General features: G+C 62.4%; 21 protein-coding genes. 9 read left to right on the forward strand and 12 right to left on the reverse strand.

Annotation, left to right across the window (positions count from 1 at the left end; all coding sequences use genetic code 11):
* The 3 genes from H6X51_RS19190 to H6X51_RS19200 all read left to right on the forward strand — a co-directional run.
* Positions 1-200, forward strand: a 200-nt coding sequence (locus H6X51_RS19190) for a hypothetical protein (RefSeq protein ID WP_221627433.1), incomplete at its 5' end; no start/stop codon positions are given.
* Positions 197-694 carry a hypothetical protein gene (locus H6X51_RS19195; protein ID WP_185269048.1) on the forward strand — a complete coding sequence of 166 codons (498 nt, stop codon included), beginning with the start codon at positions 197-199 and terminating at the stop codon, positions 692-694. The genes H6X51_RS19190 and H6X51_RS19195, both read left to right, overlap by 4 nt.
* The gene (locus tag H6X51_RS19200) at positions 681-1139 is read left to right on the forward strand and encodes a type II secretion system protein (protein ID WP_268898624.1); all 459 of its coding nucleotides are present in this window, start codon (positions 681-683) and stop codon (positions 1137-1139) included. Before H6X51_RS19195 ends, H6X51_RS19200 begins: the two co-directional genes overlap by 14 nt.
* 82 nt (positions 1140-1221) lie before the next feature.
* Here the strand turns inward: H6X51_RS19200 and tatA are convergent, their stop codons facing one another.
* From tatA to norR, 8 genes are all read right to left on the reverse strand, one after another.
* Positions 1222-1416 carry a twin-arginine translocase TatA/TatE family subunit gene (tatA, locus tag H6X51_RS19205; RefSeq protein ID WP_185269050.1) on the reverse strand — a complete coding sequence of 65 codons (195 nt, stop codon included), beginning with the start codon at positions 1414-1416 and terminating at the stop codon, positions 1222-1224.
* A gap of 27 nt (positions 1417-1443) precedes the next feature.
* Entirely contained in the window at positions 1444-2007 is a 564-nt protein-coding gene (locus tag H6X51_RS19210) for a nitrous oxide reductase accessory protein NosL (RefSeq protein ID WP_185269051.1), read from the reverse strand.
* A 24-nt stretch (positions 2008-2031) separates the two neighbouring features.
* Positions 2032-2859, reverse strand: coding sequence for an ABC transporter permease (locus H6X51_RS19215; protein ID WP_185269052.1), 828 nt, complete (start codon positions 2857-2859; stop codon positions 2032-2034).
* Positions 2856-3782: an ABC transporter ATP-binding protein gene (locus H6X51_RS19220; RefSeq protein WP_185269053.1), complete on the reverse strand. Its 927-nt coding sequence runs from the start codon at positions 3780-3782 to the stop codon at positions 2856-2858. The genes H6X51_RS19215 and H6X51_RS19220 overlap by 4 nt, the downstream gene beginning before the upstream one ends.
* Positions 3782-5086 carry a nitrous oxide reductase family maturation protein NosD gene (locus tag H6X51_RS19225; RefSeq protein WP_185269054.1) on the reverse strand — a complete coding sequence of 435 codons (1305 nt, stop codon included), beginning with the start codon at positions 5084-5086 and terminating at the stop codon, positions 3782-3784. Before H6X51_RS19225 ends, H6X51_RS19220 begins: the two co-directional genes overlap by 1 nt.
* A gap of 94 nt (positions 5087-5180) precedes the next feature.
* Positions 5181-7106, reverse strand: a complete 1926-nt coding sequence (nosZ, locus tag H6X51_RS19230; RefSeq protein ID WP_185269055.1) for a TAT-dependent nitrous-oxide reductase — start codon at positions 7104-7106, stop codon at positions 5181-5183.
* Between the two features lie 41 nt (positions 7107-7147).
* Positions 7148-9247, reverse strand: coding sequence for a transcriptional regulator NosR (gene nosR, locus H6X51_RS19235; protein ID WP_235991418.1), 2100 nt, complete (start codon positions 9245-9247; stop codon positions 7148-7150).
* Positions 9248-9421: 174 nt separating this feature from the next.
* Positions 9422-10999: a nitric oxide reductase transcriptional regulator NorR gene (gene norR, locus H6X51_RS19240; protein ID WP_185269057.1), complete on the reverse strand. Its 1578-nt coding sequence runs from the start codon at positions 10997-10999 to the stop codon at positions 9422-9424.
* Between the two features lie 173 nt (positions 11000-11172).
* Between norR and H6X51_RS19245 the strand changes: the two genes are divergently transcribed.
* Positions 11173-11535 (forward strand): hypothetical protein, encoded by a 363-nt coding sequence (locus tag H6X51_RS19245; RefSeq protein ID WP_185269058.1) that lies wholly within the window; start codon positions 11173-11175, stop codon positions 11533-11535.
* A gap of 230 nt (positions 11536-11765) precedes the next feature.
* Here the strand turns inward: H6X51_RS19245 and H6X51_RS19250 are convergent, their stop codons facing one another.
* Together H6X51_RS19250 and H6X51_RS19255 are read right to left on the reverse strand one after the other, a co-directional pair.
* Entirely contained in the window at positions 11766-14849 is a 3084-nt protein-coding gene (locus tag H6X51_RS19250; protein WP_185269059.1) for an efflux RND transporter permease subunit, read from the reverse strand.
* A gap of 3 nt (positions 14850-14852) precedes the next feature.
* Positions 14853-15953, reverse strand: a complete 1101-nt coding sequence (locus H6X51_RS19255) for an efflux RND transporter periplasmic adaptor subunit (protein ID WP_185269060.1) — start codon at positions 15951-15953, stop codon at positions 14853-14855.
* Between the two features lie 90 nt (positions 15954-16043).
* Here H6X51_RS19255 and H6X51_RS19260 point away from each other — a divergent pair, with 90 nt between their 5' ends.
* The 4 genes from H6X51_RS19260 to H6X51_RS19275 all read left to right on the forward strand — a co-directional run bounded on the left by H6X51_RS19260 (position 16044) and on the right by H6X51_RS19275 (position 19455).
* The gene (locus H6X51_RS19260; protein ID WP_185269061.1) at positions 16044-16688 is read left to right on the forward strand and encodes a TetR/AcrR family transcriptional regulator; all 645 of its coding nucleotides are present in this window, start codon (positions 16044-16046) and stop codon (positions 16686-16688) included.
* Between the two features lie 84 nt (positions 16689-16772).
* Entirely contained in the window at positions 16773-17000 is a 228-nt protein-coding gene (locus H6X51_RS19265) for a hypothetical protein (protein WP_185269062.1), read from the forward strand.
* Positions 16997-17269: a cell division protein ZapA gene (locus tag H6X51_RS19270; protein ID WP_185269063.1), complete on the forward strand. Its 273-nt coding sequence runs from the start codon at positions 16997-16999 to the stop codon at positions 17267-17269. Before H6X51_RS19265 ends, H6X51_RS19270 begins: the two co-directional genes overlap by 4 nt.
* A 326-nt stretch (positions 17270-17595) precedes the next feature.
* Positions 17596-19455 (forward strand): alpha/beta fold hydrolase, encoded by a 1860-nt coding sequence (locus tag H6X51_RS19275; RefSeq protein ID WP_185269064.1) that lies wholly within the window; start codon positions 17596-17598, stop codon positions 19453-19455.
* Between the two features lie 66 nt (positions 19456-19521).
* Here the strand turns inward: H6X51_RS19275 and H6X51_RS19280 are convergent, their stop codons facing one another.
* Both H6X51_RS19280 and H6X51_RS19285 read right to left on the reverse strand, forming a co-directional pair.
* Entirely contained in the window at positions 19522-19767 is a 246-nt protein-coding gene (locus H6X51_RS19280) for a hypothetical protein (protein WP_185269067.1), read from the reverse strand.
* Between the two features lie 110 nt (positions 19768-19877).
* Complete coding sequence (locus tag H6X51_RS19285) at positions 19878-22055, reverse strand: malate synthase G (protein WP_185269065.1); 2178 nt, start codon at positions 22053-22055, stop codon at positions 19878-19880.
* A 178-nt stretch (positions 22056-22233) separates the two neighbouring features.
* On the opposite strand from H6X51_RS19285, the gene H6X51_RS19290 reads away from it, so the two are divergent.
* Positions 22234-23166 carry a phospholipase BipL gene (locus H6X51_RS19290; protein WP_185269066.1) on the forward strand — a complete coding sequence of 311 codons (933 nt, stop codon included), beginning with the start codon at positions 22234-22236 and terminating at the stop codon, positions 23164-23166.
* Positions 23167-23340: the final 174 nt, after the last annotated feature.

Consider the following 23340-nt stretch of genomic DNA (forward strand, 5'->3'; position numbering starts at 1 on the left):
CTGATGACCCGGGCATAGAGCTTGTTGCCGGTGATATAGGCCCGCAGGTCACGATTGCCGGTCTCGGCGGCGGTGGTGCTGCCGGTATTGTTCAGGCCGATATGGATGATGCCTTGATGCTACGCCGCTGGTCATATCAGATGGGTATCGGCGCAATGGCCAGCAGCACGCTGGATTTCGAGTTGGTGACCAAGCCATGATTTCCCGCAAATTGCTGGCCTTGTTAGTTGGCAGTGCAGTATTGGCCTGGCTGACCAGTGGACCCGATACTGCACCTTCGCCAGGTGCTGTTTTTCCCGAAGTTTTACCCCGAGAGACATTGGCGAGGCCCTCCCCTGTACTTGAGGGAGAGCCTTGGCGACGGGTGATTGAACTGCCCGCAGAACCCGTACCGGAGCCTGTTCCTGAGCCAATGCCCGAATTGGTTTTTGAACCGGTTCCCATGCCGATCATGGAGCCACCGCCGCCACCCCCGCCCACTGCGCCACTATTACCGATTGAGTATCTGGGGCAACTTGGGAAGCCGGATCAGGTGGTGCTCTATCTTCGTTATCAGAATCGAGCGCAGAGCATGGTAGCAGGGGAGGAGTTGGACAACCTGTACCGCTTGGAACAAATAGAACGAGGGCGTGCTCTATTCCGCTACCTGCCCATGGATATCCAACAAGAGTTACGCTGGGATGCCGAGCTGTAAATTCACCCGCTTACATGGATTCACCTATGTTGAGATGCTCGCATCGCTGGCAATCATAAGTCTGATTGCCAGCATCAGCTTTCCGCTATGGGTGGTTCAGCAGGAGAGGGAAAAGGAGCATGACCTGCGCTTGGCTTTACGCGAGATCCGGACTGCCATTGATGCTTACAAGCAAGCTTACGATGAGCATCGGATTGAACAACGTGAAGGTTCCTATGGCTATCCCAGGAGTCTGGAGGAGTTGGTGGAAGGTGTAGAAGATGTGTCCACTCCAGATAGGCGAAAGCTATATTTTTTGCGCAGGATTCCTTTGAATCCGTATATCGCTGCTACTGTGCCGCGAGAAAAACACTGGATATCATTGGGCTATCGAGAGCTGGGCAAGGAGCAGCGAGGTGGGGATGAAGTGTTTGATATCAAACCCAGTAAAGCACCTGACTCTTGATCAGGAAGTGTTCGCTGTATTACCTGGCATGACGCAGCTCAGCCTTCTGCTAGCACTGGCTACGCCTTGTAGGTGAGAGTACTCAGGAGTTCTGCTGACTCTTGAGCTTCTCCGCTTCCAGCGCCTGCGGGTTGCTTTCGCCCTCGTTGACCGCCTTGCGGAAGCCGCTGATGGCGCTGCCAACATCGTTACCCAGGCCGCGCAGGCGCTTGGTGCCGAACAGCATTACCACGATCAGCAGGATGATCAGAAGTTGCCAGATACTGATGCCCATCATGTTGTGTTACTCCGTTGCTATCCAGCCTCAGTGGCCGGAGTGATTATCATGTGAATGGTGTGCTGCACCGCCGTGCTGTGCTGCTGCGGCCCGCTGCAGGAACTCCTGGTCTATTTCATCGAAATGCACCACCGTTGCACCTTCGTATTCTGCCGCCAGCGCTTCGGCTGCCTGCTGGTCGGCAAACGAGGCCAGCGAAGCGCCCATGGCTCCTTCCAGAGCGGTGCCGGCCACATACCAGGCCTGGGTGGCATCGACCAGATGACCATCATCCGGATGATCCCAGTGACTCTGGGCCATGTCATGTACATACAGCCGTGCCTGCAGGATGCGGTTTTCCGGTTGCAGCCACCAGCTGAGCATTTCTGCAGTGGAACAGAACTTCTTCACATCGCCGCGTTCCACCTCCTGGCCCTTGGGTCCGGGAAAGTCCATGACAATCATGCCGCAGACGTGGCACTCATCGGTGTCGTGGAAGGCTACCGGGTCAAGCGTGAGCGGTGCCTGTTCCTGTTCACCACAGGCTGCCAGGGTCAGGCCGAGCAGTAAGACCAGCAGGGTGCGCATGGCAAGGTTGTAACGGATATTCATGACAGTTTTCCTATTCCATTGATTTCAGGCGGCGCGCCGGCGGAACGCCGCGTAGGCCAGTGCCAGGGCCAGGCCGGCCCAGGCCAGCAGGCACAGCCACAGCAGCAGGCCCTGCACCGGCAGGTCGTCACCCAGCGACAGCACGCCCATGGCGCTGGCACCGTCGAAGCCGGAGAGGTTGATCAGCCGGTAGATGTCGGTCGGGTTGAGCAGCAGCAGCCAGGGCAGCAGTTCTGGGTTGAACTTGCCTTCGCTGAACACCAGCAGGGCCAGCAGCACCAGGTCGAACACCAGTACGAACAGGAACCAGACGCCGAGTGCCAGGCCGGCGGCGCTGGACTTCTCGCTGACCAGGCTGCTGAGCAGGTACGCCAGGGCCAGGAAGGCCCAGCCCAGCAGCGTGGAGGACAGCATGAAGCGACCGAACGCCCAGACCAGCAGGTTCAGCTCGATGCCGTCGACCAGCAGGCCGATGGCCAGCGCTGCGCAGCCGAAGCCGATCAGTACCGCCAGCGCCAGGATCAGGCCATGACCGACGAACTTGCCCAGCAGGATCTGGCCGCGGCCGATGGGGTAGGTCATCAGCAGCATCAGGGTGCCGCCCTCGTCCTCACCGACGATGGCGTCATAGGCCAGCAGCAGGGCGATCAGTGGCATCAGGAAGGTTGCCAGGCTGGCCAGGCTGGCGACGGTGGCCGGGATCGAGGTGAAGCCCAGCTGCCCGGAGGCGGCGGCACCGAGCCAGGCGATACCTACCGCCATGGCGGCGAACAGCAGGCTGATGGCGACCAGCCAGCGGTTGCGCAGACCGTCGCTGAGTTCCTTGCGGGCGATGTTCCAGATCTGGTTCATGCCTTGTCCTCCGCAGCATGCGCATTGCCGGCGCGTTCGGTGTAGTAGCGGTACAGGTCCTCCAGCGATGGCTGGAATATCTCGATGTCGTTTGGCTGGTCCTGGCTCAGCACCTGGCGCAGCAGTTCCATTTTGCCGCGACTGCTGCCGGTGACCTCGATGCCATCGGTGCCGAGCAGGCGGGTCTGGTTGCCATTGACGTTCAGGTGCTGCAGCAGTTGCTCGCGTTGCTGCAGACCGCTGGCGCGGATGCGCGACGGCAGACCGGCCTCGGCGCGCAGGCTGGTCAGCGTGCCGATGGCCTCCAGCTGGCCGCCGGCGAGAATCGCCGCACGGTTGATATGCGCTTCGACACCTGGCAGCACGTGGGAGCAGAGGATCACGCTGGTGCCCTGCTGGCGCAGTCGGTCGATCAGTATGTACAGGTCCTGGGTGGCGATCGGGTCGAGGCCCACGGTTGGTTCGTCGAGCAGCAGCAGCTGCGGCGCGCCGAGCAGTGCCTGGGCCAGGCCCAGGCGCTGGCGCATGCCCTTGGAGTAGGTCTTGACCCGGCGATCGGCGGCGTGGGCCAGGCCGACCTGCCCCAGCAGCTCGTCGGCCTGCTGCAGTGCGGCACCCTTGATGCGGGCGAAGTGATGCAGGGTCTCGCGGCCGGTGAGCTGCGGGTAGAACATGACGTTCTCCGGCAGGTAGCCGAGCTGGCGGCGCACGGCCGGGTCGTTCGGCGCCTGGCCGAGTACCCGTACCTGGCCTTCGCTGGGCGTGAGCAGACCGAGGATCAGCTTCATGGTGGTGGTCTTGCCGGCGCCATTGTGGCCGAACAGGCCGAGTACTTCGCCCGGCTCCAGGTGCAAGTCCAGCTGTCGCAGCGCGGTCATGCTGCCGTAGCGCTGGCTGACGCCTTGAATATCAACAGCATTCATCAATGGGATTCCTGTTTGCGTTGGATCAGGTGGTCGGTGGGCAGGTGCATCAGCGGATGGCTGTCCTGCACGCCCTGCATCTTGATGACCGGGAAGGCCCGCTGCACCCAGCGCAGCACCTGGATGGCCGGGCTGTTCATCAGCAGGCGGACCTGCGGATACATCCACAGCAGCCGGTCGACGTTGTCGTTGGGCTCGTAGGGCACATCGCCCAGGCCGTCATCGTTGCGGTCCCAGCCCAGGTAGTCGCTCCAGTAGTTGCCGCGGCCTTCCACCGACCATTCCTGGGTGCGGGTGGCGACGTACTTGACCTGCTGCTCGTTGCCGAGGAAGGCGTTGCTGCTGATCTTGTTGTCCTCGGAGCCGGCGGTGAGGTGGATGCCCAGGTTGCTGCGTTCGAAATGGTTGTTCTCTATGGTGTTGAACAGCGAGTTGTAGATGAACAGCGCCTTGCCTTCGCCCCCCTTGATCATGCTGTCGTCGCCGGTCTGGCCGCGCTGCACGTTGGAGACGAAGTTGTTGCGGAGACTGGAGTAGGTGATGAAGTTCATCAGGATGCCGTAGTTGCGGTCATCCTCGGAGCGGTTGTCCTCGACCGTCAGCATGCGGCTCTGCATCAGGGCATAGCCGGTGCGGGTGCGGCGGGTGGTATTGCCGACCACCCGGTTGCTCTGGGAAAACATGTAATGGATGCCGAAGCGCAGGTCCTCCATCAGGTTGCCCTGGATCAGGTTGTTGTTGGAGTTGCCCAGGTAGATGCCGTCGCGGGTATGCACTACATGGTTGTTGACGACACTGGCATTGCTGGTGTTGATCAGGTGAATACCGTTGCCGCGATCCTGGGAGCGTAACTCGGGATTGCCTTCGACCAGATTGTCCTCGACCACCAGGTTGCGGGTATTGTCCGACCAGATGCCGAAGCCCTGGCTCTGCAGGTGGTTACCCCGCAGCACCACATCGCTGCCGCTGGGCTCGACGAAGATCGCCGAGTTCATGTCGGTCAGGTTCTTGCCCCCGTCGCGCAGGGTGCAGTTCTCGACAGTGACGTCGCTGGCGCGGATGGTCAGCACATTGCCGCGACCACCGGCCTGGAGTATGGCGCCGGGTTCGCAGCGCAGGGTAATGGGAGCGTCGATGATGAACTGGCCGGTGTATTCCCCTGCGGGAAGCAGCCATTGATCGTCACCAGTGGGTTGCAGCGGCAATTCGGTAATGGATTGCGATTGCGCCGCAGCGAAACTGCAAAAGACCAGGGGTAGCCAAGGGGCCAGACGGCAAAACTGTCTGATTGCCTGAAATTGCATTTATGCCTCGTTGATCATCCAGACCAGACTTCTTTACCGGTATGCACTTCCCGGGGGTGCCGGGAAGTGCATTGCTGGTGGTTTGCGTGACGGGTTATGCCGGCTCGACCAGCATACGCCCGCACATTTCCATGTGCAGAGCATGGCAGAACCAGCTGCAGTAGTACCAGTAGGCACCGGCCTTGTCTGCGGTGAAGGTGATCGAGGAGGTCTGCTGCGGGCTGATCTCCATGCTCACCCCGTGGTTGACCATGACGAAGCCGTGGGAAACGTCCTCGATCTGGTCGATGTTGGTAATGATTACCGTGACCTCATCGCCCTGCTTGACGGTGAACTCGTTGATGCCGAAGGACGGCGCCATGGAGATCATGTACACCCGGACCTTGTTGCCGTCACGGATGATCTTGCTGTCGCTGGTCAGGTTGATGCCATCGGCTTCTGCCATCTTCACTGTTTCAGCGAAGTAGGGGTCGTTGCGATCCCAGATCTTCTTGGTGCGGATCTGGTCGCGGCGGGCCATGATGCAGTCATGCGGTTCGGCGAAGGTCGGGCCGTCGTGCACCAGGATCATTTCCTCGCCGGAGATGTCGATCAACTGGTCGTTCTCCGGGTGCAGCGGGCCGACCGGCAGGAAGCGGTCCTTGGAGAACTTGGACAGCACCACCAGCCACTGGCCATCGGCTTCGCTGGTTTCGCACAGCGAGGCGTGGGTGTGGCCTGGTTGGTAATGCACATCGAGCTTCTGTTTGATGTAGTTGACGTTTTCGCCCTTGTAGGCGCGCACCGCGTCCTCGATGTTCCACTTGACCACCTGGCTGTCGATGAACAGCGTGGTGTAGCCATTACCGCGACCGTCGAAGGTGGTATGCAGCGGCCCCAGGCCCAGTTCCGGCTCGGCGACGATGACCTCGCGCGGGTCCTCGAATTTGTTGGCGAACAGGTCGGGCAGCTTGTCGATGGCAATCACCGAGACGGTGGGCGACAGCTTGCCCGCGGCGATGAAGTATTTGCCATCCGGTGAGGTGTTGCAGCCGTGGGGGTTCTTCGGCACCGGGATGTAGCGGGTGACCTTGCTGTCCTTGCCATCCTTCTTGCGGCCATCGATCACCGGCACCTTGGAGTCGCCCAGGGTGATGAAGTTGCCGGCCTTGACCTCGGCTTCGATGGCGTGCACGTCGAAGATCACCACCCAGTCGCGCTCGTTGCGCATGGTGCCGCCCAGATCCAGCGCCTTCTCCGAGTTGTAGCAGGTGGAGGCGGTAAAACGGCCGGTATAGTCCATGTCGGTATTGTCGAGGTTACCGTCGACGATCACCTGCCAGGCCACTTCCATGGTCTCGGCATCCACCGCGTTGTACATGGTGAAGCTGTTCTCGTCCTGCATGTCGAAGTTGGTGCCATCGTTCGGATGCGGGATGATGAACTCGGCGTTGCAGAACACGTACTTGGTGTGCGGCACCTTCTGCAGGCGCAGGCCGTGGATGGCCTGGACGTTGGGGATGGTGGTGATCTTGTCCGTCTTCATGATGTCCAGACGGATGCGCGCCACGCGGCTGTTGGCCTTGTCGTTGATGAACAGGTATTTGCCGTCGTACTTGCCGTCGGTCATCGACAGGTGCGGGTGGTGACAGTCGCCGTTGGCGAACCGGGCGCTGTCACCCATGATCGCCTTGCTCTCGTTGGTCAGGCCCCAGCCAGTGGCCGAATCGACGTTGAACACCGGGATGCGCATCAGTTCGCGCATCGAGGGCACACCGAATACCCGTACCTCGCCCTGGTGGCCGCCGGACCAGAAGCCGTAGTAGGTATCCAGCTCGCCGGGACCGACGTGGATCTTCGCTTGTGCCTTCTTCTGGGCGTCGCTGACTGCCTGGGCCCAGGTTTCACGGCTCATCACCGCGCCGCCGAAGGCAGTGGCCGCCACGGCGGCACCGGTCATCGCGCTGGCGCCGAGAAAACCGCGCCGGCTCAGGCCCTTGGATTCCGGAATGGCCGGAGGGTTGTTGGGTTTATCGCTCATGTTCAGCTCCTTGTTGGGCAAATCTTGGTTGACCGCTCGGGTCAGGGTTCGACTACTTGCACTACCGGAATCAACTGCTCGTCCGGCGATTTCTTGCCACGTGTCTTGCGCTTGTTCTTGAGGATCAGCGGAGGACACTTGTTCTCGTTGTGATAGGTCATCTGGCAATCGAGGCAGTAGTGGCACTCGTTGTGGTTGATGTGCCCATCGGGGTGAATGGCCTGGATCTCGCATTCCTTGGCGCACAGCTGGCAGGGGTTGCCACATTCCTTGCGGCGCTTGAGCCAGTCGAACAGGCGCACGCGGCTGGACACCGAAAGGGCTGCACCCAGCGGGCACATATAGCGGCAGAACACCTTGCGGGTGAAGATGTTGACCACCAGCAGGATCACCGCGTACAGCACGAACCACCACTGGCGATCGAACTTGAGCATGATGGCGGTCTTGAACGGCTCCACCTCGGCGGCCTTCTCGGCCAGCATCATCGATTCCAGCGAGATGCCGAACAGCACCAGCAGGATGATGTACTTGATTGCCCACAGCCGCTCATGCACGACGAAGGGCAGCTCATACTGGGGAATCCGCAGCTTGCGGGCGATCTCGTTGATCAGCTCCTGCAGTGCGCCGAACGGACACAGCCAGCCGCAGAACACGCCGCGGCCCCAGAGCAGGATGCTGGCGGCGGTGAAGGTCCAGAGGATGAAGATCACCGGGTCGCTGAGGAACAGCTCCCAGCGGAACTCGGTCACCAGCGCATGGACGAAGGTCAGCACGTTGACGATCGACAGCTGCCCCAGCGCATACCAGCCGATGAACACCACGGTGAAGGTCAGGTAGCCGTGGCGCAGCCAGCGCAGGAAGTTCGGGTGCCGGGCGAAGTTGTCCTGGAAGAACAGGATGATGGTCAGCAGCAGCAGCGCGACCAGGATCACCCCCACCTGGAAGCTCTTCTGGTACCAGATGTTGACCCACATCGGGCGGTTGGCTTCCTCGATGGCGCGCAGTTCCTCGGGGGTCGGAATCGGGCGCTCGATGTATTGCTCGGGCGTCTCGTAGGGCAGCTCGAAGCTGGTGAAGATACTGTCCACCGGGCCGGTCTGGCGGCGCACCAGCAACTCCAGGGTCCAGGGCGCGCCGGGGTCGAAACGGGCCTCCTCGCGCAGGATGAAGATGGCCATCTCCTGGAAGCGCGGTGCGCCCTCGGCCATGAGGTCATACAGGCGGATGTGGTCCAGGTCGCGGAAGCTGAGGATATTGCCGAACTGGCGGATCTGCACCCGGTCGAAGATGCCGCCGCGCACGTAGCCCGAGCCCTTGAACGAATAGCCATTGCCGAGCACGGCAACGGCATGCTCACCGGGCTTGAGCTCCTCCATGAGAAAGCGGTACTGGTTGTCGCCGAGCAGGTTGCGGCCCACGGTCGGGGCGTTCAGCCAGGCGGCGTACAGGTCGATGAAGGTGTCATCCGCCCGGTCGGCCGGGACCTCGTCGATGCCCTCGGCCTCGGTGCCACGGAATGCGCGACTGATATCGGCGTTGCTCAGCAGCAGGCGGCGGACCGAGCCATCGCCGGTCAGCTCGCTCCAGTTGGCCGGCTGGTAAACATCTTCGCGTACCGTCGAGGGCCGTCCGCGGGCGCCACTATGGGCTTGCACCAGGCCCAGCGAGGCGCCCACTTCCTGGGCCGCGCGCATGACGATCTCGTTGATCACCATTACCGTCACGGTGGCGCCGGACACCGCATCCACGGTGATGGCGTTGGGGTCGCTGGAACGGCCCACTACTACCCGCTGATCGGCCTTGATGCCGGCATAGCGGGCATTGAAATCGTGCAGGCGCTGTTCGGGAATGCCGATCAGCAGGATGGGTTCATGGTGTTCCAGCACGTAGGCGTCGACGATCACGCCCTCGGTATCCAGCAGTATGCCCATGTTGACCGGCTTGCCGGAATAGGCCGGGATATTGAACACGTCGATGCTTTCGAAGGCATAGCCGTAGACGGTGCCTTCGGCATCGCTCAGGGTACGCACCCGGTATTCGCCCTCGGGCTCGGAGATGACCGTGGCCTCGGGAAAGAACTGCTCGATGCGTTGTTCCAGCAGGGTAGGGGTTGCGGCGAACGCCGGGGACAATGACAGCATGCCGAACAATAGCGCGACGGCCAGCAGTAACCTGCTGCCGATCACAGCAATCAACGACTTCATAGCGAGGCGTTCCGTTTCGTAAGTGGGGTCATTCTAGTTTCTTCCAGCTCCATCAAGACTTGATCAACATCAAGCACCTGTCAAATCAATGCAAAACATGGGGGTATTGGGTCATCCCGGGGCGATCGGTCTTCCCCTGGCGGTGCAGCGCAATCCCAGTCGGCGGGTAAGGCGATGCAGATTGCCGCGGTCGATCTGCAGGACGCGCGCGGTAGCGGACAGATTGCCTTGGTGCTGCGCCATTACCGCTTCGATAAGCTGGCGCTGAAAGCCGTCCACCGCCTCGCGCAGACCGCAGGTCAGGAAGGCAGGTTCGATGGATTCGGTCGTCAGCACGCTGGCTGCATCATTGCTCAGACCCAGGTCGGCCGCCGACAGCTGCAGCAACTGCGAGTTGGGTAGACCCCGGGCCCGGGCCTTGAGTACGGCGCGTCCTATCAGGTGTTCGAGCTCGCGCACATTGCCTGGCCAGTCGTAGGCCAGTAGAGCCTGGCGCGCATCGTTGCCGAGGGCGACATTGCGGACCTGCAGCCGGGTGCGGCACTGTTCGAGAAAGTAGCCGGCCAACAGCAGTACATCCTGCTGGCGCTGGCGCAGCGGCGGCACGTGCAGCGGGTAGGCACCGAGGCGATGATAGAGATCGGCGCGGAAGCGCCCGGCGCGCACCGCAGCAGCCAGATCGCGGTTGGTGGCGGCAAGGATGCGCACATCGACATGATGCTCCCGGTCGGAGCCCAGGCGTTGCAGCTGGCCGCTCTGCAATACCCGCAACAGCTTGGCCTGTACGCTCAGCGGCAGCTCGCCAACCTCATCGAGAAACAGTGTGCCGCCATCGGCCAGTTCGAACTTGCCGGCGCGCGCTGCGGTCGCTCCGGAGAAGGCGCCGCGCACATGGCCGAACAGTTCGCTTTCTACCAGGGATTCGGGCAGCGCCGCGCAATTGAGGCTGATCAGCGGCTGCTGCCAGCGTTCGGACTGGCGGTGCACCGCCTGGGCGACCAGCTCCTTGCCGGTACCGGTCTCGCCGCTGATCAGCACTGCCAGCGGGCTCCTGGCCACCAGTGCGATCTCCTCCAGAAGGTGCCGATGAGCGTCGCTCTGGCCGATCAGTTCCCGGGCCGGTAGCTGGTTGGCAGCCTGGCGCCAGGTCTCCGCCAGCCGCCGCTCGTGCTCGGCCTGGCGTGCCAGGCCGAGCATGCGCTCGCAGGCCTTGACCGTGGCGGCGGCGAGGTGGGTGAAGGCTTCCAGGCTGTCCAGGTCGATACAGCCGAAGCGCGACGGGTCCAGCGAGTCCAGCGTCAGCAAGCCCCAGGGCTGGCCATCGATATACAAGGGGCAACCCAGGCAATCATGCACCTGCAGCCGGCCCGGCGTGCCTTCGACCAGTCCGTCATAGGGATCGGGCAACTCGCAGTCGGCGGCAAAGCGGGTGGCGCCGTGATTGGCCAGTATCGCCCGCAGCCGGGGATGTTCGTCCAGCCGGAAGCGCCGGCCCAGGGTCTCCGGGCTCAGGCCCTGCACCGCCACCGGCACCAGCCTGTCACCTTCCAGCCGCAACAACGCCAGGGCGTCGCAGGGCAGGCAGCTCTGTATCGCCAGCAGCAGGCGCCGGTAGCGTTCGGTCTGCGGCAGGTCGCGACTGAGGTCATCGAGCAGCGGCAGCAGGGCGGTTAGGGGTGACTGGGTCATGAATCGTCTTTTTGACAACGCTGGGGTTTTTCAACCAGGAATCGAGTTGTAAATATGACGACTGTGGCGGGGTAAGTCCTTGATTCAGGTCAATTCGGTGGTTGGCACGTTTCATGACTGTGTAACAAGGAGAACAGGGAAGACCTACCCCTGTGCAATCCGAGGAGAAGTACATGAAACATATCGTGATTATCGGCCTGGCACTGAGTCTGACCGCGTTGAGCGCGTCGACACTGGCCGGCGAGGTCATCGCCGAAACCACCGACAGGACTGCTGGTGGAGCTCTCGGTGCGACCACCGGAGTAATGATCGGCGCCATCGGCGGCCCGCTGGGGGCGCTGGTCGGTGGCGGGGTGGGCCTGCTGCTCGGCAAGGGCGTGCAGCAGGCCGCCGGCCTTGAGGAGCGTGCCTATACCGTACGCACCGACGCGGGCGAGACGCAGGTGGTGCGCTCACCGAACGCCGAGTTCGCCATCGGCCAGCAGGTCGAGCGGCGCGGCAACCGCCTGCAGGCCGCGACGAGCTTGAACCAATGAAGGGGCTGCTGATAGGACAGAGGTTGCATCCGCCACCTCGTCATCCTTCACCTCTCCCCGTCATCCTTCACTTCTCCCCCGTCATCCTTCGCGAAGGCGAAGGATCCATCGGCCACTCTGGGGCAGCCGGCACCATGGATCCTCGGCCTGCGCCGAGGATGACGGTACATACCGAGGATGACGGTGTAGGCCGAGGATGAGGATGACGGTGTGAGGGCGACAAAGGGCCATTAGGGTCGGACCTGGGATTCGCTCTCGTCGACGCGGAACCAGGCAGCGTAGAGCGCTGGCAGGAACAGCAGCGTGAGCGCCGTGGCCACCGTCAGGCCGCCCATGATGGCTACCGCCATTGGTCCGAAGAACACGCTGCGTGACAGCGGGATCATCGCCAGGATCGCCGCCAGTGCGGTCAGCACTATGGGCCGGAAGCGGCGCACGGTGGCGTCGATGATGGCGTGCCAGCGGTCGTGCCCGGCGGCGATGTCCTGTTCGATCTGATCGACCAGGATCACCGAGTTGCGCATGATCATGCCCGACAGCGCGATGCTGCCGAGCATGGCGACGAAGCCGAAGGGTTCGCCGAAGGCCAGCAGGAACAGGGTCACACCGATCAGCCCCAGCGGCGCGGTGAGAAACACCATGATCGAGCGCGAGATGCTGCGCAGCTGCACCATCAGCAGGGTCATCACCACCAGCCCGAGCAACGGCAGGCCCTTGATGATGGATTTCTGGCCGCGGGTCGAATCCTCCATCGTGCCACCGGTCTCCAGGCGGTAGCCATCGGGCAATTGCGCGCGGATCGGCTGCAGCGCCGGCATGATCTGTTGCATCAGGGTGGCGGGCTGTTCCGGGCCGTGGATATCGCCGCGCACGGTTACCGTCGGCAGCCGGTCACGGCGCCAGATGACACCTTCCTCGAAGCCGTACTCCAGGGTGACGACCTGCTCCAGCGCCACGCTGCGCCCGTCGCCGGTGGGAATCGCCAGGCTCGGCAGTTGCTGCAGCGCCTCGCGCTCCTGGGGCGTGCCGCGTAACAGGATCTCGATCAGTTCATCACCCTCGCGGAACTGGCTGACCGAGCTGCCGGTCAGCTGGCTGGCGAGAAAGCCCGATACGTCACTGGTGCTCAGGCCCATGGCCCGGGCGCGTTCCTGGTCGATATCCAGATACACTACCTTGCTCGGTTCCTCCCAGTTCAGGTGCACATTGCTCACCGCCGGGTTGTCGCGCACCTGGCTGGCAATCTCGCGGGCGATGCGGCGCACTTCGTCGATATGCTCGCCGGAGACGCGGAACTGGATCGGATAGCCCACCGGTGGGCCGTTCTCCAGGCGCGAGATGCGCGCGCGCAGTTCGGGGAACTCGTTGTCCAGCATCTCCATCAACCATGAGCGTATCTGCTCGCGATCGGCGATGGATTTGGCCTTGACCACGAACTGGCTGAAGTTGGTCGCCGGCAGTTGCTGGTCCAGCGGCAGGTAGAAGCGCGGCGAACCGGTGCCGACATAGGCGACGAAGTTGTCGACCCCCGGATGCTCACGCAGGCGCTGTTCCAGACGCAGCGCCTGGGCTTCGGTGGCCTTGAGCGACGAGCCTTCGGCGAGGGTCAGATCGACCATCAGCTCCAGCCGGCCGGACGGCGGGAAGAACTGCTGGGGTACCAGCCGGAACAGCAACAGTGAGCCGATGAACAGCGCCAGGGTCATGCCGATCACCAGCCAGTGGTGCGCCACGCACCATTGCACGGTACGGCGCACCCGCTGGTAGAAGAGCGTGGCATAGGGATCATGACCGCCGGGGTCGCCGCCGTGCTTTTTCGCATGCAGCCTGGCCATGTCCGGCAGCAGGTTGTAGCCAAGCCAGGGCACGAAGATCACTGCGGCGATCCAGGACACCAGCAGGGCGATGGTCACCACCTGGAAGATCGACCGGGTGTACTCGCCGACCCCGGAGGCGGCGGTGGCGATCGGCAGGAAACCGGCGGCGGTGATCAGCGTGCCGGTGAGCATCGGGAAGGCGGTGCTGGTCCAGGCGAAGCTGGCCGCCTTTATTCGGTCGAAGCCCTGCTCCATCTTGATCACCATCATCTCCACCGCGATGATCGCATCGTCCACCATCAGCCCCAGTGCCAGCACCAGTGCACCCAGGGAAATCTTGTGCAGGCCGATGTCGAAATAGTTCATCACCGTGAAGGTCATCGCCAGCACCAGCGGGATCGACAGGGCGACCACCAGGCCGGTGCGCAGGCCGAGGGAGAAGAAGCTGACCAGCAGCACAATGGTTACCGCTTCGGCCAACACCTTGACGAACTCGCCGACGCTGTCGCGTACCGCCTCGGGCTGGTCGGACACCTTGTGCAGCTGCATGCCCACCGGCAGCGTCTGGCTCATGCGTTCGAATTCAGCTTCAAGGGTATCGCCCAGAGCGAGTATGTCGCCACCGGGTTTCATCGATACCGCCAGCCCCAGCGCGTCCTGCTCCATGAAACGCATGCGGGGTGACATGGGATCGTTGAAGCCGCGGTAGACGTCGGCCACATCACCGATGCGGAAGGTGCGGTCGCCGACGCGGATCGGGAAGGCGCGGATCTGCTCGACGCTCTCGAACTGACCGGAGACGCGCAGGCGTATCCGTTCCTTCGGTGTTTCGAAGAAGCCCGCCTCGCGCAGGCTGTTCTGCTCCTGCAGTGCCTGTTGCACCGCGGCCAGCGGCAGTCCCAGGGTGGCCAGCTTGAGGTTGGATATCTCGACCCAGATCTTCTCGTCCTGTACGCCGATCAATTCCACCTTGCCGACGTCCCTGATGCGTTGCAATTGCAGTTGCAGGCGCTCGGCATAGTCCTTGAGCACGGCGTAGTCGAAGCCGTCGCCGGTCAGCGCGTAGATGTTGCCGAAGGTGGTGCCGAACTCGTCGTTATAGAAAGGCCCGACGATGTCCGGTGGCAGGGTGTGGCGGATATCGCCGACCTTCTTGCGTACCTGGTACCACAGTTCGGGTATCTCTTGTGCCTTCATGCTGTCCAGGGCGACGAAGGTAATGGTCGATTCGCCAGGGCGGGAGTAGGACACCACCTGTTGGTAGGCACCGGTCTCCATGACCTTCTGCTCGATGCGATCGGATACCTGGCGCGCGACCTCCTCGGCGGTGGCGCCAGGCCAGACGGTGTTGATGACCATGACCTTGAAGGTGAACGGTGGGTCCTCGCTCTGGCCCAATTGACCGTAGGACAGGATGCCGGCAACCGACAGCACCAGCATGAAATACAGCACTATCTGGCGATTGCGCAGCGCCCAGGCGGAGAGGTTGAAAGCCATGCGTCATTCTCCGCCGAGTGCGATGCTGCGATTGTCACGATCCACCGGTTGTACCTGCTGGCCTTCAAGCAGCATGTGCACCCCGGCGGCAACTACCCAGTCATCAGCGGCCAGGCCATCGAGGATGCTGACCCGTTCATGCTGATAGCTGCCCATGCGCACCGGGCGGCGCTGTACCCTGCTGGTCTGTGGGTCTATGACCCAGACGAAGCTCTGCTCGGCCTCCGAACTGACCGCCGACAGCGGTACCGCGAGCGCAACCTGGTCGGGGTTGTGAATGAACACCCTGGCGCTCTGGCCGATTTCGACGCCCTTGTCGGGGCTGGCGAAGCTGACCCGTGCGGCGAAGGTCCGCGACTGCGGATCGGCGGCCGGCGACAGTTCGCGCAGGCTGCCGGCAAAGCGCTCTTCGGGGCGTGACCACAGCTGTACCTCCACCGGCTGGCCGACCACCAGCTGGCCGAGGCTGTTCTCCGGCAGGCTGATCAGCACCTCACGCTCGCCATCGGCGGCCAGCACCAGCACCGTCTGACCGGCGGATACCACCTGGCCGACCTCCAGCGCGCGGCGAGCGATCACCCCATCCTGCGGGGCACGCAGCACACTGTAGGTCGCCTGGTTGTCGGCCACGTCGAACTCGGCACGGGCCTGCTTCAACCGCGCCGCCGCCGAGCGATAGCTGTTCTCGGCATTGTCATATTGCGAGGAGCTGATCATCTGCCGCTCCAGCAGGGTGCGGTAGCGGTCGCGTTCGGCCTGTGCCAGGGTCAGGTTGGCCTGCGCCGCGGCCACCTGGGCGCGCGCCGCTTCCAGCTGCAGACGCACATCCTCAGCATCCAGTTCAGCCAGCGGTTGATCCTTGCGCACCCGCTCGCCGATGTCGACCAGCCGCTTGCTGACCTTGCCGCCGATACGGAACGCCAGCTCCGGCTCGAAGCGCGCCCGCACCTCGCCGGGATAGCTCTGCACCTGGGCGGCTGCTGGCTCGGGCTGGGTCACCAGCGCCGGGCGCGGTGATGAGGTAACCGGTTCGGGGTCGCTGCAGGCCGTCAGCAGGGCGCCGAAGCTGAATACAAGGGCGAGGGAAAGAACAGGACGGAGCATGATCGGAAGCCTGTCGCAAGGGGTTGGGAATAATTGAACTGATGGGTATAGTAGAAATAGCAAACCCGCCAGTCCAGTATTAAAAGCCTGATGTCAGATAAAATTGTTCAGAACGCCGGTCCCGGGCGCCCCAAGGACCCTGCCAAACGTGAAGCCATCCTGCAGGCAGCCCAGCAGCTGTTCCTGCGCAGTGGCTACGAAGGCACCAGCATGGACGCCATCGCCACCGAGGCCGGGGTTTCCAAGCTCACCGTGTACAGCCATTTCACCGACAAGGAAACCCTGTATGCCGCGGCGATCAGGGCGGTCTGCGAGGCCCAGTTGCCGGATCTGTTTTTCGACTATCCCCAGCAGGGCGAGATTCGTCAGGCGCTGCGGCGCATCGGCGATGCCTTCTGCCGGCTGATCAACAGCGCCGAATCCATTGCCCTGCATCGGCTGCTGGTAAGCATGGCCGGGCAGGACTTCAAGCTGGCACAGCTGTTCTACGAGGTGGGACCGCAGCGGGTATGCGACGGCCTGGCGCAGTTTCTGCGCCAGGCTGACCGGCGCGGCGAGCTGTGTATCGACGATCCGCTGGAGACAGCCAGGCAGTTCTTCACCCTGCTCAAGGGCGATCATCACTTCCGTCTGCTGATCGGTTATGGCGAGGTCATGTCCGAGCAGGAGCGCCAGCAGCATGTCGCGGTCATCGTTGAGCTGTTTCTGCACCTGTACACGCCGACCGCGAGGTGAGCCGCAACAGGCTGGCAGAGTGCCGCGGCTGGCCGTGGCCTGCGCTTTGCTATATGCTCTGCGGCTTTTTCCAGGGGGTACGGCATGCTTGAAACTACGCTCACTCAGCTTGAACGACTGGTTGGCGAACTGCTGCAGCAGAATCAGTCACAGACCGAGAGCATCAGTCGTCTCGAACAGGAGCTGCGCCAACTCAAGGAAGAGAATGACAGCCTGCAACTGGCCGCCATGGAACAGGAGGAGCAGCTGGGCTCCACGCTGAACCGTCTGCAGGCCATCCTCCAGCGTAGCGGCGTCAGCAGCGACGCATGAGCAGCGTTCGGGTAGCCAGTTTTCTCGGCCAGGAATATTCGTTTCGCATCAGCGAAGACGAAGAACCGCTATTCCAGCAGGCCACAGCGTTGCTGCAGCAGAAACTGGCCGAGTCCCGCACCCGCTACCCGACCAGTGATGCACAGGAACTGCTGCTGATGACCGCGCTGGCACTGTGCGTGCCGCAGGCTGAGCAGGCCGAGCAGTTGCACCAGACGCAGCAGCGCCTGGCTGCATTGATAGACAGCTTGCAGCATCCGGCAGACTGAGTGGTCTGCCGGCCTCACTCGCGATTCTCACTCTCCTCTCACTGAATGTCTGACCACTAGGGCTGCTGATCTGTCCGTCAATCCCGCTAATGAGTGAATATTCATTCCATTCATGTATGCTTTTGTGAAGCAGTTCGTGGTTATGATTCTTTTCGGTGCAATGTCGTAAAGTGTCTTTTTCTGCGCAATGCCAGTTCCGGTGGGTACCGCAAAGACTGGCTGGCATGTCACCGACAACCGTTTCACCAATAACAACAAGCATTGAAAGGTATGCAATGGATAGAAATAAGAGGGTTTTGGCTGCGCGGGATCTGCGGACACCCGCCATGGGTATCGCACTGACCTTGCTGGCTGGTTGTTTCTCCGGCTCGGGCTCCAGCTCCCGCCCGGCTGAGCTGAGCCAGGGGGTATTTGTCGACAGCCCGGTAACTGGATTGAGCTTTGCCACTGCCAGCCAGCAGGGTAATACCGATGCCAGGGGAACATTCAACTACCGGCCGGGCGAGAGCGTCAGTTTCGCTGTTGGCGGCATCAGTTTGGGCTCGGCTGCCGGCCAGGAGGTCATCACACCGGTGCAGCTGGTGGCGGGTGCCGACCTGGCGGATACGGCTGTGGTGAATATTGCCCGACTGCTGCAGAGCCTGGATGCGGATGGCAACCTGGTCAACGGCATCCAGATCACCGAGCAGATCGACCAGGCGATGACCGCCTATGTCCAGCAACAGCGTCTGGAGGATCTGGATTTCAATGACAACAGTGCCTTCGAGGAGGCCATGGCTGGGTTGCTCGGCGAGCTCAATCAGGCGGGGGTGTTCGCCGAAAATGCTGAGGCCCGACAGCGTGCACTGCGCGACCGCCTGCAGGCCTGGCAGCATTTGCAGGACTCGCTGGCGCAGCTGGATGGTGCCGAGTTGCGGCATGACAGGTTGCCCGTGCTGTTCATCCACGGCGGTGCCGGCTCGGCTTCCCAGTTCGAGTCCCAGGCCCAGCGCCTGCGCGCCAACGGCTATCCGCTGGGGCATGTCGCGGTCTATGAATACAGCACGGCAACCGGGCAGGACCCCTTCGACCCCGAGCAGGCGGCGGTCCGCAACGCCAGCATCAATGCCATTATCGACCAGCTGCTGCTCAGCACCGGAGCACCACAGGTCAATCTGATCGGCCACTCCATGGGTACCCGGGTCAGCCTGGTGTATCTCTCCGAGGCGGAAAATGCCGCCAAGGTCGCGCGTTACGTCAGCGTGGATGGTACCGAGGTGGATCATCTGCCGGGCAAGGTGCCGACCCTGGCACTCTGGGGGCAGTATGTCGACCGCAGCGTGGTCGGAGCGCAGAATGTCTATCCTCCCGAGGAGGCGCCGGTGGGCCATATCGAGGTGGCCACCTCGGCGGAATCCTTCGAGCGGATATATAGCTTCTTCAATGGCCAGGCGCCCGCGCGCAGCAGCATCCCGCAAGCCGAAGGCGAGCGGGTGTGGATCGCCGGCAAGACCCATATCTTCCCGGAGAATATCGGCGCTGCGGGTACTACCCTGGAAATCTACCAGACCGATCCGAATACCGGCCTGCGGCTCAGCGACGTCCCACTGCATCGCCAGCAGATCGGCGCCAGCGGCGACTGGGGGCCGGTGCGCATCGAGCGCGATGCCACCCACGAATACGCCCTGCTGCATCCGGAGCCGGGTAACGATCAGCACTTCTACCGCGAAGGCTATGGGCAGGACAGCTTGCTGGTGCGTCTGAACACCTCATTGCCGGGGACCGGGGTCGGCCAGTATCTGCATCGCAGTGCCGCGCACACCAACATCATTATCGCTCGGGACAAGGAATTGTGGGGTGACCAGGGCGATAACAACGATCGCTTGACGGTGAACGAGGTGGAAGTGGTGACGGAACTCACGGCGCCACTGCTGCAGCGCCTGAGCAGTCTGTTCCTGCATGACCGTGACCTCGACCAGCGCAGCAACCTGAGCGTTGCGGACCCGTTTTTCCACAGGTTGCCCTTCATGTCCGGCCTGGACCTGTTCCTGGCTGCCTCGCCGCAGGCCAGCCAGAGCATCGAGATCCGGTTGAGCCCGCGCGGTGGCGGGGCCGATCAGGTCATCAATGTGCCGAACTGGCCATCGGACAAGGTGCGTTCGCTTTCGGTACAGTTCAAGGACTACGCCGCGGCCGCCGGAGACTGAGGCACGAACCAGACCAGCCACGGGCGTCATCCTTGACGCCCGTTCCGTCATGCCGGTCAGCTGTAGTCAGCTCTTGGCCGGCACCGCATTCTTGCGGGTACCGCGCAGGTTCATCAGAAACAGCCCCAGCTGCAGTACGATCAGCGCCCAGGCATGGGAGTGCCAACCCCAGATCACCCACAGAATATTGCTCAGGATAAAGCAGATGAAGCCGGCGCAGCGTTTGCCGCGGGTGCGCGAGCCGACCAGCCAGGCGGCGATCAGGGTGACCAGCATGGCTGGCCACTGCAGCAGGTCGATCAGGTTGTCGATGTCCATAGCCTGTCTGACCGGGGCGGTTGAAACATGTTCCACCTGCTTTGTCCTGGCCGGAAACGCAGAACCCCGGCCGGAGCCGGGGTTCTGGAGGGGCGCAGCGGGTATCAGCGACCGTACTTGGCCTTGTACTCGCGGCGACGGCGGTGCAGGACCGGCTCGGTGTAGCCGTTGGGCTGCTTGGTGCCTTCGAGGATCAGTTCCAGTGAGGCCTGGAAGGCGACGCTGTCATCGAAGTTCGGCGCCATCGGACGGTAGGCGGGATCGCCGGCATTCTGCCGGTCGACCACTGCGGCCATGCGCTGCAGGCTTTCCAGTACCTGTTCCTTGGTGATGACGTCGTGGCGCAGCCAGTTGGCCAGCAGCTGGCTGGAGATACGCAGGGTGGCGCGGTCTTCCATGAGGCCGACATCGTTGATGTCCGGCACCTTGGAGCAGCCGACACCCTGGTCGATCCAGCGCACGACGTAGCCGAGGATACCCTGGACGTTGTTGTCGATCTCGTTCTGCTTCTCTTCCGCGCTCCAGTTGGTGTCCTTGGCCAGCGGGATGGTCAGGATGTCGTCTACCGAGGCGAAGGTACGCTTGGCCAACTCCTGCTGGCGCTGGAACACGTTGACCTTGTGGTAGTGCAGGGCGTGCAGGGTGGCGGCGGTGGGCGAGGGGACCCAGGCGGTATTGGCGCCGGCCATCGGATGACCGATCTTCTGCTCCAGCATGTCGGCCATCAGGTCAGGCATGGCCCACATGCCCTTGCCGATCTGCGCGCGACCGGACAGGCCACAGTTCAGGCCATGGTCGACGTTCCAGTTTTCATAGGCGCCGATCCACTTCTCGGCCTTCATCGCCGCCTTGCGCACGACCGGGCCGGCTTCCATGGAGGTGTGGATCTCGTCACCGGTACGGTCGAGGAAGCCGGTATTGATGAATACCACGCGCTCGCTGGCCGCCTGGATGCAGGCTTTCAGGTTGACGGTGGTGCGGCGCTCCTCGTCCATGATGCCGACCTTGAGGGTGTTGCGCTCCAGGCCCAGCACGTCTTCGATGCGGTTGAACAGTTCGTTGGCGAAGGCCACTTCCTCGGGACCGTGCATCTTCGGCTTGACGATGTAGACCGAGCCGGTGCGGGTGTTCTTGCGGCTGGTGTTGCCGTTGAGGTTGTGCATGGCGCCCAGGCTGGTGATCAGCCCGTCGAGGATGCCTTCGGGCACCTCGTTGCCATCCTTGTCCAGCACCGCGTCATTGGTCATCAGGTGGCCGACGTTGCGCACGAACAGCATGGAACGGCCGTGCAGGGTCAGCTCGGAGCCATCAGCGCCGGTGTAGTTGCGGTCCGGGTTCATGGCGCGGGTGAAGGTGCTGCCGTCCTTGGATACCGCTTCGACCAGGTCGCCTTTCATCAGGCCCAGCCAGTTCTTGTAGGCCAGCACCTTGTCTTCAGCATCGACTGCGGCGACCGAGTCCTCACAGTCCATGATGGTGGTGAGGGCCGCTTCCATCAGTATGTCCTTGACGCCAGCGGCATCGGTCTGGCCGATGGGGCTGGAACGGTCGATCTGGATCTCGAAGTGCAGGCCGTTGTTCTTCAGCAGCACGGCCTTGGGTTCTGCCGCATCGCCCTGGTAACCGACGAAACGGGAGGCATCCTTCAGGCCGGTCTGGCTGCCATCCTTGAGCGCAACGGCCAGTTGGCCATCGGCGATGCTATAGGCCACAGCATCAGTGTGGGAACCTTTGGCCAGCGGTGCTGCCTCATCAAGGAATGCGCGGGCGAAGGCAATGACCTTGTCGCCACGGACCTGGTTGTATCCCGGACCTTTTTCGGCGCCGTCGGCCTCGCTGATGGCATCGGTGCCATACAGGGCGTCATACAGCGAGCCCCAGCGGGCGTTGGCTGCGTTCAGGGCGAAGCGGGCGTTCATGATCGGCACTACCAGCTGCGGGCCGGCCATGGTGGCGATCTCTTCATCGACATTGGCGGTGGTGACCTTGAAGTCGGCCGGTTCCGGCAGCAGATAGCCGATTTCCTGGAGGAAGCTCTTGTAGGCGGCAGCATCATGGGGCTGGCCTGCACGCTGTTGGTGCCAGCCGTCGATCTGGGCTTGCAGCTCGTCACGTTTGTTCAGCAGGGCGCGGTTCTTCGGGGCCAGATCATGGATCAGCGCATCCACGCCGGACCAGAAGGCGTCGGCTTGCACACCGGTGCCAGGGATGGCTTGCTCATTGATGAAATCGTAAAGAACCTTGGCAACCTGGAGATCACCGACTTGGATGCGTTCGCTCATGAAAACCCCTCACTCTAATGAGAACTGCGCCTGGCGCATAAGGACGTGGCATTTGGAGACGCAGCATGTTACACGATGATCACTTGCAAAGCATGTTCAAAACATGGAATTGTTCCGATTTCAGATCAAAGCGGCAGACTTTTACCCGTCTGCTGCCCCAAGGCGCACCGGGATGTTAATGGACCAGAGATTTCTAGATTCGCTGGTAGCACAGTTGCCTGAACTTGAATTGGGCCAGCCATTCAATCCGGCCGCCAGGCAGTATGCCGCCTACTACGGCATCGACTTCAGTGCCGAGGTTGACCAGCACCTGGGGCATATCGCGGTGGATGGTTTCGATCTGGCGGTGCAGGTATGGCGCCCCTCCGCTGCGCGCGGCACTTTGGTCATCCTGCATGGTTACTATGATCACATGGGGCTGTATCGCCATCTGATTCGCTGGGCGCTGGGGCATCGGCTGGCGGTGCTGGCTTTCGATCTGCCCGGGCATGGCCTGTCCAGCGGCGAGCGCGCCAGCATCGACTGCTTTCTACGTTATCAGCAGGTGCTTGACGGGGTATTCGAGCAGGCGCGCCAGTGGCGGTTGCCGGCTCCCTGGCATTTCCTCGGCCAGAGTACCGGTGGCGCCATCATGATCGACCGACTGCTGCACGGTCCGCTACCGGAACAGACCGGGCAGACCATTCTCATGGCGCCGCTGGTACGACCGAAGCAATGGGGCGTTTCCCAATTCAGTCTCAAGCTGCTGGGTGGTTTCATCCAGCAGCTGGGCCGGCGCTTCACCGACAACTCCACGGATGCCGATTTCCTCGAGTTCATTCGCCAGCACGATCCACTTCAGCCGCAGGTGCTGCCGGTGGCCTGGGTGCAGGCGCTGGACAAGTGGATTCCGCGTATCGAGACCGCACTGCCGACCGGTCACAAGCCGCTCATCGTACAGGGCCAGGCGGATGGAACGGTGGATTGGCAGCACAATATCAAGGTGCTGCAGGAGAAGTTCGAAGGGCCGGAGCTGTTCTATCTGCCCGAGGCGCGCCACCACCTGGCCAATGAGCAGGCTGGGTTGCGGCAGCAGTACCTCGATTGGCTGGGTGACCGGCTGGGGTATTGACGTTCGTTGCACGCCCCCGGTCATTGCGAGCCGCGTAGCGGAGAAGCAATCCAGTTGCACGGCATATCCACCGCGCTCCGTACCCGTGGATTGCCGCGCCCTTCGGGCTCAATGAAAGGGACTCCTCCCCTCCCGATGCCTCATTGGGCAGAATTGGTAGTTAGCGAAAAAACC

Origin of the sequence: Halopseudomonas xiamenensis, from assembly GCF_014219065.1 — a bacterium.
Classification (GTDB): domain Bacteria; phylum Pseudomonadota; class Gammaproteobacteria; order Pseudomonadales; family Pseudomonadaceae; genus Halopseudomonas; species Halopseudomonas xiamenensis.